General features: G+C 39.7%; 15 protein-coding genes. 5 read left to right on the top strand and 10 right to left on the bottom strand.

Annotated features, from left to right (window positions below):
* The 3 genes from CQA58_RS05685 to CQA58_RS05675 all read left to right on the top strand — a co-directional run.
* Window positions 1-1137 (top strand): autotransporter outer membrane beta-barrel domain-containing protein (locus tag CQA58_RS05685; protein ID WP_147288612.1); only part of this gene is annotated, 1137 nt, incomplete at its 5' end.
* On the top strand, window positions 1134-2828 hold the full coding sequence (locus CQA58_RS05680; RefSeq protein WP_115569757.1) for an autotransporter outer membrane beta-barrel domain-containing protein: 1695 nt from the start codon (window positions 1134-1136) through the stop codon (window positions 2826-2828). The genes CQA58_RS05685 and CQA58_RS05680, both read left to right, overlap by 4 nt.
* Window positions 2825-4444, top strand: a complete 1620-nt coding sequence (locus CQA58_RS05675) for an autotransporter outer membrane beta-barrel domain-containing protein (RefSeq protein ID WP_170126753.1) — start codon at window positions 2825-2827, stop codon at window positions 4442-4444. The genes CQA58_RS05680 and CQA58_RS05675 overlap by 4 nt, the downstream gene beginning before the upstream one ends.
* Here the strand turns inward: CQA58_RS05675 and CQA58_RS05670 are convergent.
* The 10 genes from CQA58_RS05670 to CQA58_RS05625 all read right to left on the bottom strand — a co-directional run bounded on the left by CQA58_RS05670 (window position 4432) and on the right by CQA58_RS05625 (window position 13559).
* Entirely contained in the window at window positions 4432-4866 is a 435-nt protein-coding gene (locus tag CQA58_RS05670; protein ID WP_115569755.1) for a Dps family protein, read from the bottom strand. The two genes, CQA58_RS05675 and CQA58_RS05670, sit on opposite strands and share 13 nt — an antisense overlap.
* 65 nt (window positions 4867-4931) lie before the next feature.
* Window positions 4932-5939, bottom strand: coding sequence for a sensor histidine kinase (locus tag CQA58_RS05665; protein WP_115569754.1), 1008 nt, complete (start codon window positions 5937-5939; stop codon window positions 4932-4934).
* Entirely contained in the window at window positions 5939-6241 is a 303-nt protein-coding gene (locus tag CQA58_RS05660; RefSeq protein WP_115569753.1) for a rod-binding protein, read from the bottom strand. The genes CQA58_RS05665 and CQA58_RS05660 overlap by 1 nt, the downstream gene beginning before the upstream one ends.
* Window positions 6242-6250: 9 nt before the next feature.
* Entirely contained in the window at window positions 6251-7282 is a 1032-nt protein-coding gene (locus tag CQA58_RS05655; protein WP_115569752.1) for a flagellar basal body P-ring protein FlgI, read from the bottom strand.
* 53 nt (window positions 7283-7335) lie between these two features.
* A complete protein-coding gene (locus tag CQA58_RS05650; protein WP_115569751.1) occupies window positions 7336-7791 on the bottom strand; it encodes a 4Fe-4S dicluster domain-containing protein in 456 nt (151 codons plus the stop codon).
* A 4-nt stretch (window positions 7792-7795) separates the two neighbouring features.
* The gene (locus CQA58_RS05645; protein ID WP_115569750.1) at window positions 7796-8311 is read right to left on the bottom strand and encodes a nitrate reductase cytochrome c-type subunit; all 516 of its coding nucleotides are present in this window, start codon (window positions 8309-8311) and stop codon (window positions 7796-7798) included.
* A complete protein-coding gene (gene napH, locus CQA58_RS05640) occupies window positions 8298-9203 on the bottom strand; it encodes a quinol dehydrogenase ferredoxin subunit NapH (protein WP_115569749.1) in 906 nt (301 codons plus the stop codon). The genes CQA58_RS05645 and napH overlap by 14 nt, the downstream gene beginning before the upstream one ends.
* The gene (gene napG, locus CQA58_RS05635) at window positions 9203-9970 is read right to left on the bottom strand and encodes a ferredoxin-type protein NapG (protein WP_115569748.1); all 768 of its coding nucleotides are present in this window, start codon (window positions 9968-9970) and stop codon (window positions 9203-9205) included. Before napG ends, napH begins: the two co-directional genes overlap by 1 nt.
* A gap of 6 nt (window positions 9971-9976) precedes the next feature.
* A complete protein-coding gene (gene napA, locus CQA58_RS05630; RefSeq protein ID WP_115569747.1) occupies window positions 9977-12787 on the bottom strand; it encodes a nitrate reductase catalytic subunit NapA in 2811 nt (936 codons plus the stop codon).
* A 130-nt stretch (window positions 12788-12917) separates the two neighbouring features.
* The gene (locus tag CQA58_RS05625; protein WP_115569746.1) at window positions 12918-13559 is read right to left on the bottom strand and encodes a DedA family protein; all 642 of its coding nucleotides are present in this window, start codon (window positions 13557-13559) and stop codon (window positions 12918-12920) included.
* Window positions 13560-13696: 137 nt separating this feature from the next.
* On the opposite strand from CQA58_RS05625, the gene accD reads away from it, so the two are divergent.
* Entirely contained in the window at window positions 13697-14566 is an 870-nt protein-coding gene (gene accD, locus CQA58_RS05620; protein ID WP_115569745.1) for an acetyl-CoA carboxylase, carboxyltransferase subunit beta, read from the top strand.
* Complete coding sequence (locus CQA58_RS05615) at window positions 14538-14987, top strand: 23S rRNA (pseudouridine(1915)-N(3))-methyltransferase RlmH (protein WP_115569744.1); 450 nt, start codon at window positions 14538-14540, stop codon at window positions 14985-14987. Before accD ends, CQA58_RS05615 begins: the two co-directional genes overlap by 29 nt.
* Window positions 14988-14994 lie beyond the last annotated feature (7 nt).

Genomic DNA, 14994 nt, shown 5'->3' with positions numbered 1-14994 from the left:
GCCACCGAAACAAACATTATCCCCTCTGATGAAATGACAGGGCTTAATGCTCCTTTACTCAATCAAACTCTTTATCTTGCTGGTTTTGATTATCTCTCTCAAAGAATGGGAGAGCTTAGGGATAATCCCTACTCTCATGGTGTATGGGCTAGGATTGTCAATGGGGGAGTAAGCAACTCTTTGGGATTGGGACTAAAGAGCAATTACACTTCTTTTCAAGGTGGATATGACTATGGCTTTGAGGGAGCAGGGTTTAAAGACTTTTTGGGAGTATCATTTTTCTACACTCTTGCCTTCCCCACTTTTGAATCTGAGATTGTGAGTGAGAAGCAAACTAGAATCTTTGAGAATCTCCAATCCTACTCCACAGGAGTTTCTGTGTATAACTCTTATATCCAAGATGAGGGTTGGTATAACGATAGTGTTTTGAAACTTCAATATCTTCAAAGCACTTTTGAGATTTACAATCCCAATCGTGATAGAACAAGAGAGGGTAAGCTAGGGAATTTTGCTCTTAGTCTTTTGAGTGAATTTGGTTATCGATTTAGACTTGCAGAGGATTGGTATGTTCAACCTCAAGCAGGGTTTGGATTGGGGTGGATTGATAAGGGTAGTTTTAGACAATCTTATGAGGGAAGTTCAGAGTTTCTTGATACTCAAATCTCTCACACTCTGATTCTTAAGAGTTCTTTTGGATCTAGTTTTGGCTATACGCTCAAGAGATTTTTTCCTACTCAAAAATTCAATCTCTCTTTTTATATGGGAACATTTTATGAGTTTGATTATATTTATGGAAGAGATATTTCACTCAACACGACCAATCTCTCTTCATCTCATCATTCCCCCTCACTTTTTGATCCTCATTTCCTTATCAATCTTGGCACAAATATTCAAGCCTATGAGAGCGTGAGGATTTACTTTGATTTTGAGAAGAGTTTTTTTGGAATGATGACAAAAGATTATCAAGTGAGTTTAGGGGTGAGGTATAGCTTTGGGGAGAGTCCTGTGAGGGGAGGACTGGATAATAATGCCACTAAGGGGGGGGGGGAAGAGGAAAATTTATTCCTTTTAATCCTTGAGTATTTAGAGTCATTTATAACTGACTTTGAATACCTCACAAAGGATACAACCCTATGAAAAAGAAATTCTTATCAACACTTGGGTTGTTTGTCATATTACAAGATGTAGGTTTATCTAACAATATCATCTTCACTGGCCCCAATCAAACCATTGAAGTTACTCAAGATAGGGGAGAGATTGGTGAGGTATATGGTGAGTGGAAAAATGACAAGGTTGGTTTTTACTACCCCACAAGAAACTTATCCAATGGTTTCAAAAACATCAGTTTTTTTAAGGTTACTTTTTATCGTTTTTCTTTGACATACACTCTTTATATCGATCCTCGCTCACCCCAAACCATTGAGGGAAGGGTGTATCATTCAGATTTTTTTGTTATTCGCAATGGTGGTTCAGATCCACTTTTTAAGCTTGAAGCGTATATTTCTCTTGGAACAAGAGCTGATGAAATTAAAAATATTGACTTTATCATATATCGAAACAATTTTGCTTTTTTATTCAAAGATGAAGGGGTGGGGTATTTGGACTTTACACAACTTGCTTTGCATACAACATCAAGATACATCAAAGACGATCCAAGAGGCAATACCATTTTCTATATCTCCAAAGCCACCGAAACAGCCATTATCCACTCTGATGAAATGACAGGGATTCACTCTCCCCTGCTTAATCTCTCTCTTTATCTTGCTACTTTTAATCATTTGGATCAGAGAATGGGAGAGTTACGCAATAATCCCTACTCTCACGGTGTATGGGCTAGGATTGTCAATGGGGGAGTAAGCAACTCTTTGGGATTGGGACTAAAGAGCAATTACACTTCTTTTCAAGCTGGGTATGACTATGGCTTTGAGGGGAGAAGCTTTAGGGATTTCTTAGGTGTGTCATTTTTTTATGCTTTTGCCCTCCCTACTTTTAAGTCTGAGATTGTAAGTGAGAAACAGACTCGAAGATTTGAAGATATATTTTCATTCTCTTCAGGAGTAGCTTTTTATAACTCTTATATCCAAGATGAGGGTTGGTATAGTGATAGTGTCCTTAAACTTCAATATCTTCAAAGCTCCTTTGAGATTTACAATCCCAATCGTGATAGAAAAAGAGAGGGTAAGCTAGGGAATCTTGCTCTTAGTTTCTCCAATGAGGTTGGCTATCGCTTCAAGATTACACAAGATTGGTATATTCAACCTCAAACAGAATTGGGAGTGGGGTGGATTGCTCCAAGTAACTTTAGACAATCTTATGAGGGAAGTTCAGAGTTTCTTGATACTTATATAGATTCTACTCTCACACTAAGAGGAAGATTTGGAACAACTCTTGGTTACAATCCTAATCGTTTTATTCCCAATCCAAATTTTAAAATCTCTTTTTATGTAGGGACTTTTTATGAGTTTGATTATATTTATGGAGGAGATATTTCACTCAATACAACTAATCTCTCTTCTTTTTATCACTCTCCACCTCTTTTTGATCCGCGTTGTCTTATCAATCTTGGCACAAATATTCAAGCTTATGAGAGCGTGAGGATTTACTTTGATTTTGAGAAGAGTTTTTTGGGAAAGACAAATAAAGATTATCAAGTAAGTTTAGGAGTAAGATATAGCTTTGGTGGGAATCCACCAAAGGGGACTCAAAGAGATGATACCATCAGGGGGGGGGGGGAAGAGGAAATTCTATTCCTTCTAATCCTTGAGTATTTAGAGTCATTTTTGCAAACACTTGACTCTATATGCCCCACAGAGGATACAACCCTATGAAAAAGCATTTTTTATCAGCATTTGGGTTGTTTGTCCTGTTACAAGATGTAGGTTTATCTAATAACATCATCTTCACTGGCCCCAATCAGACGATTGAAGTTACTCAAGATAGTGGAACAATCCCACTGCTAAAAAATCAATATGCTGGAAATACCCTTGCGTTTTTCTATCCATCAAGAAATCTTGACAAAGGATTCAAACATTTAGAGTTTATAGAGGTTGAGGGCGGTATGACTTATCTTCCTTTATTGTTTGTTCTTTATGCTGATATGAATAGAGAGCAACAAATTGGGGATAGAGTGATTCACTCTGATTATCTTATTGCAAGAGTCGGAGGATTTTATGGAAGAGTTCCACTCTGTGTTGTATTTGCTCTTGGAACTCGAGCCGATTCAATCAAAAACGCTATCTTTTTTACTACCCAAAGCAATTCTGACTTTGCTTTTGTTGAAATAGGCAAGGGATATTTGGATTTTACAGAAGCTGATATATCTATCACTGATGTAAAAATATACAACGATGGACTTATGGATTATGCCATCACCCACGCCACCGAAACAAACATTATCCCCTCTGATGAAATGACAGGGCTTAATGCTCCTTTACTCAATCAAACTCTTTATCTTGCTGGTTTTGATTATCTCTCTCAAAGAATGGGAGAGCTTAGGGATAATCCCTACTCTCATGGTGTATGGGCTAGGATTGTCAATGGGGGAGTAAGCAACTCTTTGGGATTGGGACTAAAGAGCAATTACACTTCTTTTCAAGGTGGATATGACTATGGCTTTGAGGGAGCAGGGTTTAAAGACTTTTTGGGAGTATCATTTTTCTACACTCTTGCCTTCCCCACTTTTGAATCTGAGATTGTGAGTGAGAAGCAAACTAGAATCTTTGAGAATCTCCAATCCTACTCCACAGGAGTTTCTGTGTATAACTCTTATATCCAAGATGAGGGTTGGTATAACGATAGTGTTTTGAAACTTCAATATCTTCAAAGCACTTTTGAGATTTACAATCCCAATCGTGATAGAACAAGAGAGGGTAAGCTAGGGAATTTTGCTCTTAGTCTTTTGAGTGAATTTGGTTATCGATTTAGACTTGCAGAGGATTGGTATGTTCAACCTCAAGCAGGGTTTGGATTGGGGTGGATTGATAAGGGTAGTTTTAGACAATCTTATGAGGGAAGTTCAGAGTTTCTTGATACTCAAATCTCTCACACTCTGATTCTTAAGAGTTCTTTTGGATCTAGTTTTGGCTATACGCTCAAGAGATTTTTTCCTACTCAAAAATTCAATCTCTCTTTTTATATGGGAACATTTTATGAGTTTGATTATATTTATGGAAGAGATATTTCACTCAACACGACCAATCTCTCTTCATCTCATCATTCCCCCTCACTTTTTGATCCTCATTTCCTTATCAATCTTGGCACAAATATTCAAGCCTATGAGAGCGTGAGGATTTACTTTGATTTTGAGAAGAGTTTTTTTGGAATGATGACAAAAGATTATCAAGTGAGTTTAGGGGTGAGGTATAGCTTTGGGGAGAGTCCTGTGAGGGGGAGTCAAACTAAGAGTGCTGATAGGGAAAAGGGCAAGAGGGATTACCCTCTTTGAGCCTTTAGCATCCAAAGGCTTTTTTGCAAATATGCCACCTTTTCATCTGCATACGCTGAAGTGACTCTATCTTTCTCACTATCAGCTAAGTTTGAAAGCTCTTTGAAAGATTTTTCAAAATACTCAAAATCTTTCAAAACTCCATCAAGCACCTCATCTGTGCTAAAAGTTGTTTTACTTTCTTCTTTAATCTTTGTTAATTTTAAAACTTCAGCAAGAGTTACACAAGGAATTCCTCCAAGCTGGATAATCCTCTCTGCCAAGTCATCAAAGACTTCAGCAAACTCTTCATATATCTCTTGGGTTTTAGCGTGTGTTTGAGGGAAGTTTGAGCCTCTGATATTCCAATGATAGTTATGTGTTTTCATCACAAACACAATACAATCTGCCTGTAATTGCTTTAATGCCTCAATCGTTTTCATAATGACCTCCTTAGACGATTTTTATCGCCAAAGGAATCCTAGCTTAAGATTTTAAAGGGGTTGATTTACTTTCTTATTTTTAGAATGAAAGTCTTAGGAAAGGCAATAAACTCTATACTTCCCTCGTGTGCTTCAATGATTTGCTTAGAGAGTGCGAGTCCTAGCCCTGTGCCTTTGAGTTTAGTAGTTTTGAAAGGCTCAAAGAGAATATCGCTATTTTGCACAGGCTTTCCATTATCGCTGATTGCAAAGGTATAGCTCTCATCATCTTCTTTAAACCCTAGCTTTATCTCCCCCTCCTCACATTCCCCCTCTTCTATCGCATCTAGGGCGTTTGAGAGGAAGTTTTGCAAGACAATCACTAAAAGATTGAGATCACACCACACTTGAGAACTAGCAGGGAAATCAAAGAGGATTTTATAAGGCTTAGTGCAATTACTATAATTAAGGATTTCTTGGGTATGCTCTTTGATACTCTCTAAAGAGTGGAAATCTTTTTGAGGCATAACACCCTTGCTAAACATTAGCGTTGCTTTGATGATATTCTCCACCCTCCAAATCGCCTTTTTGATTTCATATACCATACTTTTGCTTCCCACATCTACCCTTTTGAGAAGTGCAGAGCTTAGCAGGGAGATTGATCCCACAGGGTTGCGGATTTCGTGAGCTAAATGAGCTGAAATCTGCCCCATAGAGGCTAGTCGCTCTTGGCGTTTTTGATGAGTGATATTGGTAGCTGTGATGACTTGTTTATCCCCTACAATTGAGCCTTGGATAAGATAAAAATTTCTCTCAAACTCCACTTCTATGGGATCTCTAAGTGGCAAAATCCCCTCTAGGATTGAAGAGATTTTGCTTGCCTCAGGGTTGAAGTAATAAAAGCTATTATCTTCATTTAGCACCCACAACGCTTGAGGAAGCACACCCAAAACTCCCTCAAATAAGCTCTTTATCTCTACAAACTCTTTTTGTGCTTCATCAATCTGCTCTATGAGTTCTCCAAGTGTGGAGAGGAAGATTTGCTTATCTTGGCTTGAGAGGTTGTTGAGGAGTTCTTGAGAAATCTCTTGCATTATCGCTTCCCTGCTTGTTGCTCTTTGAGGTATCCCAGCAATAATTCACTATACCCAAAGCTTCCACTTAGGCTCTCAGAGAGCGTGTCAAGATACATTGAGTGATAGATATCACTTCCTGCTTCTTTGGGATAGAGAGGATCTTCATTTTTTATCGCTGTGGAAAGCATAGTTTTGAGGATCAATGCCTCAAACGCATCAGTTTGCTCTTTGAGTTTAGCCTCATCATTTTTATAATCCTCCACTTTTGGGGTTTTGGAGTTTTGATAAGTTTGCAAAGCCACACTTGTATCTACTTTCATTCCCTCTCCTTACACGATTTCCAAATCTGCACTAATCGCCCCACTCTGCTTCATCGCACTCAAAATGGAGATGATATTCTTAGGTGTCGCACCCATTTTCTGCAATGCCCTCACCACGCTTGAGATTGTGGGCTTTTTGCCATTTGTAGAGATAATATTTTGACTAGGGGAAAGTGTCGTGCCATCTCCGATATCTGTGGCTTTGGGATCTGTGAGGGTGTCTTGAGTGATTTTGATTGTAATCTCTCCGTGCGTTACTACGATTGGCTCAACTGTGATTCCCACTCCTGCGATGATTGTCCCACTTCGCTCATCTACGATGATTTTCTCTCTCATTGAGTAATCCACATTCACTTCCTGCACCAAAGCCAAAAACTCAATCATACTTAGATTTTTGGGCTTATCAATCTTAATAGTGCGTGAATCAATAGCTTTGGCGATATTCTCTCCAAACACACCATTAAGCACTTTTTGCACTCTAATGGCGTTTTGGAAATCTGAAGTTTTAAGGCTCAAAATCGCATTTTCTTTGTTGTAGAGATCATAACTCACCTCTCTCTCCACACTTGCCCCACTTAGGATATTTCCACTCAAAAGATTGCCACTCTCTCCTAGACTAATCGCTCCTTGAGCAAGGGCATAGATATTTCCATCTACTGCTGTAAGAGGTGTCATTAGCAATGTTCCTCCTGCGATGGATTTGGCATCACCGATTGAAGAAACCACTATATCTAGCTTATCTCCTTGCTTAGCAAATGCTGGGAGTGTAGCTGTAACCATAACAGCAGCGATATTTTTGGATTTGATATCATTTGGGGAAACTTTGACATTGACAGATTCGAGCATATTGGCAATGCTTTGCATTGTGAATTTTGAAGCAGATTTATCTCCACTTCCATTCAATCCCACTACAAGTCCATAACCGATGAGTTGATTATCCCTCACACCCACGATATTGGCAATATCACCAATCTTTTGCCCCCACATAAGTGAAGAAAATACCAAAAAAATAATAATGCTCTTTAGAGATTCCTTTCTCATCAAAAACACTCCTTGCTAGAAAATTACACAAAGACTAGCAATTTGTATTCCAATTAAGAATCTCTCCTTTGTATCTTTATCGCCTCACTCGGGCAGCGTGAGATACACAACCCACAGCCATTACAAGAAATGATTTCAGGATAAAACATTCCTAGATATTTGATTTCTTTAGGGCAAACATCTTTACAAGAGTAGCAGATAGATTTATTCCACGCTAGACAGGAGTTGGGGGAGATTTTCATCAATACTTGAGTTTGACTCTTTTCTCTATCAAATCCCCTATGTTCTCCATTGTCCTCAAAACACGCATTCACACACTCCTCACAAAACACACAACCACTAGAGGAGAAATCAAGGGTGGGGAGATTATCAGGATTGAGAGTGATGATATTTTCAGGACAATGACTTAGACAAATGTGGGATTTGCACCCTAGGCATACCTCTGAGAGTTCAGAGGTCGCATAAGGCATATTTTGTAAGATTTTCTCTCTCACAAAACGCTTCAGCATAAAATTACTTCACGCCCTCATTGATGACTTCAAGAAGGTTAGAGCCGTTTTTGCTATTTTTGTTGCGATATTCAGGCTTGAAAGTATTTCCTACCAAAGGTTTCACTTGAGCTTGAGGAGCGTGGCACTGAGTGCAGTTCCATCGGCTATCTGAGATTCCATCTGTGATTGCTTTTGCATTTCTTAGATCATATCTGTGAGACTCTGGCACAGGCAAAGCTCCCACATCTTTGGCAACCTCAGGTGAATGGCAATCAAGACAAGGGTTTGTGCTTTGAGTAAAATCTGTCAAGCCCTCTACATCGTGGGGAATCATCGGAGGAGCATTCTCATATGCTCTATCAAATACTTGACTCTCCCCTGGTGCTTTATCTCCATATTTAAACTCTTGAAGCTTGACTTTGTCTTCATTATTCAAAGGCACATTTCTAAACCCCAACTCTGTATCACTAATCGCCTTTGCACCAAAAGCAAGGCTTAACAACACGCTTCCTAAAACTGCAATCTTATGCATTTTCATTTTTTCCTCCTAAAATACTAAACTCTAACGCATTATCTCCACAAACCTCAATGCATCTTCCACATTTGATACACGCCATTTGCGTAACTCTTGCGTCTCTTTTTCCAATCATATCCAAGACTTGCTTTTCAGGACAAATCTCAATGCACTTCATACACTTGGTGCAGTTTTGCACTTTGTGTCTGACTTTGAGGATTGAGAATTTTCCAATCAAGCTAAAAGTAGCTCCTATGGGGCAAATATGCCCACAAAAGCCATTTTTTAAAACAAATAAATCAAATAAAAAAATTGCTCCAACCCCTAAGATTCCAAACCCCATACCAAAGATAATGCCTCGATGAAGCATTGACACAGGGCTAATCGCCTCAAATGCTCCAAACCCAAAGAGGAATGAAAGCACTAAGCTTAGAGCCAAAACAAGGTATTTAAACCCTCTAGGGAGATTAAGCAAGGGCGTTGTGATAGAAAATCTTCTTCTTAGCCACGCACTCAAATCTGTAACCATATTGATAGGGCAAACCCAACCACAATACGCTCTCCCCACAAAGATTCCATAAAAAAGGCTCACAATCAAAGCCCCTAGCCAAATATCAAATGCCAAGCTTCCCCCTGCGACAAAGAGTTGCAATGTCGCAAATGGATCGCTAAGTGGAATAGAGCCAAAGAGTTTGCTAAAGCTCAAATCTCCACTTAGGATATGGCTTAGGTTTGTTTTGCTTACAAGCACACCTTCAAATGTGGCATTCTCACTGCTAAGAAGCATTGCTTTTTGCACACCATTTGAAGTCTTAAGCTCTAAGAGTGCATAGTTTCCTAACACAAAGAGAATCATTATCCCTAGTTGCACCATTCGTCTTAAAAGAAGGTATTTTGCTTTCAAAATCTTACTCATCAAAACCCTCCATCATTGAGATAATCTAGTGCATCTTTTCTAGGAGATGAAGAAACGCCATTCTCTAAGATTCTACTCTCATCACCCTCTTTCCAGCTTCGGATATAATGCTCTCCCACACTTCCAAGCACTTTCTCTCTTGGCAATACTCTAATAGTGGGCTTAGCTGTAACACACGCTCTCTCACACATTCCACAACCTGTGCAAACCTCAGCATTGACCATTGGCAAAAGCTCAGAATGCTCATTTGTAAAAGTGCTATGGCGAAACTCCAAATAAATGGCTTTGCCAATCAAAGGACACGCACGATAACACGCATCACACTGAATCCCACCATAGGCAATACAATGGGTTGTGTCAATCACTGCTACACCCATTTTTGCCTCATTGATATTAGGCTCTCCTCCTTCTTTGCTTACCCTTTTGAGATCCAGTGCTCCACTAGGACAAGCCTTAGCACAAGGAATGTCTTTGCACATATAGCAAGGAATCTTTCTAGGCTCAAAATAAGGCGTCCCTGCACTTATCCCATTTGAGGGAGTTGCAAGTTTGAGCGTGAGATAAGGACAAGCCTCTACACACAAGCCACAACGAATGCAACTTGAAAGAAACTCACTCTCACTTCCTGCACATGGAGGACGCAGGGCATCGGCTTTGTTTGCACCCTTTAGGCACACACTCCACACCATTGCTCCCACGCCCAATGCTCCTGCACTGCTTACCCATTTGAGTATGGTTTTTCTTCTCTCAGGATTGAATTTTTCCACTTTGACTTACGCCTTATAGATTTTTACAGCACATTTCTTGAAATCTGTTTGCTTAGAAATCGGACAAGTAGAATCAAGACATACTTTGTTGATAAGCACATTTTCATCAAACCAAGGCACATAGATAAGCCCTCTTGGTGGCTTATTTCTTCCACGCACATCAATTCTTGCTTTGACTTTTCCTCTTCTACTCTCAATCCAAATCACATCACCTTGCTTCAATCCTCTTGATTGAGCGTCTTTTTCATTCATATAGCAAAGTGCTTCAGGCACAGCTCGATAAAGCTCAGGCACACGCATTGTCATTGTTCCACTATGCCAATGCTCTAGCACACGCCCTGTACAAAGCCACATTGGATACTCACTATTTGGCATCTCGCAAGGATCCATATAGGGTCGCAAGAAGATTTTTGCCTTGTTGTTGATATCTGATTTTTCAGCACTTGGAGCTGATAGGCTTCCTTTGGGAATAGACTTGCCTTTGTTTCCATAGAATGCAAACTTCTCACCATTAGCCGCGGCTTTTTTGGCATAGACATCATACTCTGCATTGAATCTCCACAATGTTTCTTTCCAGCCAAGTTTTTCACTCTTGTCTTCAATCACAGGCCATCTCAAACCTCTTACATAGTGATAGACATTAAATGGTGCTAGATCGTGTCCGTGTCCTGTTCCAAACTTTCTATACTCTTCCCAAAGGTATTTTTGGATAAAGAAGCCACAGCCATTATAAACCTTACCATCTCCACCTTTGACTTTTCTAAAATCTCCTAGAACTTCAGTGTTTTCAAATCCTTTAGTTACCTCATCTTTACCATAAGCAAAGCTCTTAGCATCAGCATTTGCAAAAAGCACATCATAGAGTGTATCACTCTCTTTATATCCCATAGCTTTTGCTTCAGAGAGAACAGATTTCAACCCAAGCTCAGGATAATCTTTGCCCCATACTTCTTTGAGTGTGAATCTCTTAGCAAACTCAGTCATTTGCCAAATATCAGGCATTGCCTCTCCTGGTGCTACGACTTGTTGTCTCCAGTGCTGTGTTCTTCTCTCGGCATTTCCATAAGCTCCCCACTTCTCATACATCATTGCACTTGGCAAAATAAGGTCAGCAATCTTTGCAGAAATCCCTGGGTAGCAATCACTTGTTACAATGAAGTTATCCATCTCTCTTGCTGCTTTAATCCAGTGGTTGAGGTTTGCTGTGTTTTGCCAAGGGTTATTGACTGCTACCCATACCCACTTGATTTTTCCTTCCTCAAGCTGTCGCATTGCATTAAGATAGTGAGCTCCTACTTTGCCATTGAGAGTTCCTGCAGGGACTTTCCAAATCTTCTCACTGATTTCTCTGTGCTTTGGATTATCTACCACCATATCTGCAGGCAATCGATGACAGAATACTCCTACCTCTCTAGCTGTTCCACACGCACTTGGTTGTCCTGTGAGAGAGAATGCACCATTTCCAGGTTGGCTTTGCTTTCCTAGAAGCATATGTACCATATAGCTTTGCTCATTGACCCAAGTTCCTCTTTGGTGTTGATTCATACCCATTGTCCAGAAACTGACTACTTTGCGATCTTTTTCCATATAGTAGTTTGCTAGAGCTTGGAGTTTTTTCTTGAAGTCTTCAATGCTCTCATCATCATCGCCTTTTGCCACTTGAGCGACAAAATCAAGAGTATAAGGCTCTAGTCCCTTCTTGAAGTCTTCAAAGCTAATCTCCCAATGAGCTCCTGCTTTTCCTGCATTATCCATTTTTAAAGTATCGCCCACTTTAAGTCCAAGATATTGCAATGTTGTTCCCTCAGTCGCACTGATAGTCTTACTTACTTCTTTTGCTACTGTATCTCTCTCAGCCTTGCTCACATAAGGAGAATCAGGGTTGGCTCTTAGTCCATAACCGATATTGACAAATCCTGTTGTGAAAACACAATGCTTATCTACAAACTCTTTGTTGATTGCTTGAGGGTTGTTATAGACGATTTCTCTTGCAATGTAGTTCCAAATCGCTAGATCTGTTTGAGGCTTGAAGATGATTTCAATATCAGCCAAATCTGAAGTTCTATTGCGATAGGTTGAAAGGTTGATGACTTTGACTTTGTCTTTGTTTGTAAGTTTTCTATCTGTTACACGACTCCAAAGGATTGGGTGCATTTCAGCCATATTAGCTCCCCAAGTTACCACTGTGTCTGTAAGCTCAATATCATTGTAGCACCCTGCAGGTTCATCGATTCCAAATGTTTGCATAAATCCTGCCACAGCACTTGCCATACAATGTCTTGCGTTTGGATCAATATTGTTGCTTCTAAAACCAGCTTTCATAAGTTTGCTGATAGCATACCCTTCAGGGATTGTGTATTGTCCTGAACCAAACACCATAGTCGCTGTCGGGCCATATTGGTTATATACTTTTTTGAATTGCTTTTCCATTACATCAAAAGCTTTTTGCCAACTGATAGGTTGGAATTTTCCTTTTTTGTCAAATTCTCCTTTGGCATTTACTCTAAGCAATGGGGTTGTCAAACGATCTTGTGCATACATAATCTTGGCACAAAAATATCCTTTGATACAATTCAATCCCTTATTTACAGGAGCTTGTGGATCTCCTTTTACAGCGACGATTTTATTGTTTTTTGTCGCAATCATAATCCCACAACCTGTCCCACAGAATCGACAAGTTGCCTTATCCCATCTCCAGTTTTGCTCTGCTTTTTGGGCTTTTGCTTCCATAGTGCTTGGGATAGAAAGTCCTGCACTCAATGCTGCACTTGTAACAGCCGCACTCTTTAAAAAATCACGACGATTTAAGTTTGACATATATCCTCCTAGTTTAAAGTATGCAAGAGATGGGAAACCATCTTAGGCATTTTGGAATTTTATCCAAAAACGATTGAAGGGGAGGAAGTTTTTCTTACTTTTAGTAACAAATTGAGAACAATATCTTTCTTTAGGCACTTTTTTTCTTTTTTCTCCACCAATAAATCCCCACAACCACAATCAAAGCCCCAAAAATATACAAACTCCACTGATGAATACTTTCTTTAAAAAGTTTAGCATTCTCTCCCTCTAGTAAATGCGAAACCCCCTCACCTCCTATCACTCCTGCAAGTGAGTAGCCAATCCAAGCCAAAATACACACCCAAATCCCTGCCCCTAGGCTTGTAAAGATACAAAATTTAGCCAAATTCATTTTAGCAATCCCAGCAGGTAAAGAGATATATTGTCTGATTGCAGGAAGCAATCGCCCCACAAATGTGCTGATATGTCCGTGTTTTTGAAAAAATTGCTCCATTTTTTGCATACTGCTCTCACTAAAAAACACATACTTTCCATATCTAATGATAAATGCCCTCCCCATTTTTAGGGCTAGATAGTAGTTAAACAACGCTCCACACAAACTCCCCAAAATCCCACAAACAATCGCTACATAGATATTCATCTCTCCCCTATAAGCCAACACTCCTGCGGGTATCATCACCACCTCAGAGGGAAAAGGAAAAAAGCTTGATTCCAAAAACATCATTATGAAAATCCCCAAATACCCCAAACTCCCCACACTATCGATGATAAAATTGATAATCTCTTGCATTTTTTATTCCTTTTGCTTTGCTTATTTTTGGAGATTCTACAAAAAACTTCTAGCTGTGCTTTGAGATATTTTTGGGTTTTTCTATCTTTTTTGATAATATTTCAGATTTTAATAAACTTAATTTCTAAGGAATCATAATGGGCTTGGAAGATTTTTTTAAAAAACTCAGAATCGGCACATCAAGAGCTTCAAAAGAAGAAGCTCCAAGCCATTGGGTCAAATGCCCAAGCTGTAATGCGATTGTTTATTACAAAGAGGTTTTAGCTCAACACAATGTTTGTCCTAAATGCTCCTATCACTTCAAAATCACAGCTCAAGAGAGAATCGAGCTACTTTGTGATGAGTTTGTTGAGCTTGATAAATCCCTAGCTCCCACTGATCCTTTGCACTTTGTAGATAAAAAAAGCTACAAAAAACGCATTGAAGAGGGTGTGGCAAAGACAGGAAGAGCAAGTTCAGTTATCAGTGGAGAAGCCAAAATCGATGGCGAGGGTGTGCAACTTGTAGTCTTTGACTTTGCTTTTATGGGGGGAAGTTTGGGAAGCGTGGAAGGGGAGAAAATCCTAAGAGCGATTAAAAGAGCAATCGATCAAAAACAAGCCCTAATCATCGCCTCTACAAGTGGGGGAGCTAGAATGCAAGAATCCACTTTCTCTCTAATGCAAATGGCAAAAACAAGTGCAGCACTCAATATCCTAGCCGATCATAAACTCCCTTTTATCTCACTTCTTACAGATCCTACTTTTGGGGGAGTGAGTGCGAGTTTTGCATTTTTGGGGGACATCATTATGGCTGAACCTGGAGCGACGATTGGGTTTGCAGGACCAAGAGTAATCAAGCAAACCATTGGGGCAGATTTACCTCAAGGATTCCAAACAGCAGAGTTTTTGCTAGAGCACGGACTGATTGATATGGTTGTGGAGAGAAAAGATCTCAAAGCCACTCTTTCACATCTTATAAGGATACTCAATCCAAACTATGAAAATCAATGTATTCTCAATCGTTAAAAACGACGATTATCAGCCCATTTATAATGATTTTATCAAGCAGTGCAAGAGTTTTGGGGCTACTCTTGTGCTAAAAGATATTTTCAACAACGACATTGCCAAAGCCCAAAAAGGCTCACAAAAAGAAGCCCAAAGCTCCTATACTCAAGCCCTCAAGCCCTTCCTTTCCCCCTCTAGCTATGCACTTCATCCTAGAGGAAAAATGCTTGATAGCTTTGAGTTTGCCAAGCTTTTTTCTAACTCTTTGGAGATAAGCTTTTTTATCGGTGGAGCTTATGGGTTTGATGAAGAGTTCATCTCTCAAACCCACCCCCTTAGCCTCACACCCCTCACCCTCAGCCACAAAGTCGCAAAAGTCGTGCTTTGTGAGCAAATTTATCGAGCATTGAGTATCAATGCCAATCACCCCTATCACAAATAAGGAGTTA

The organism is Helicobacter brantae (assembly GCF_003364205.1).
GTDB lineage: Bacteria > Campylobacterota > Campylobacteria > Campylobacterales > Helicobacteraceae > Helicobacter_G > Helicobacter_G brantae.
Note: the sequence above shows the minus strand (reverse complement) of the source record. Positions and strands in the feature narration are given on the sequence as shown.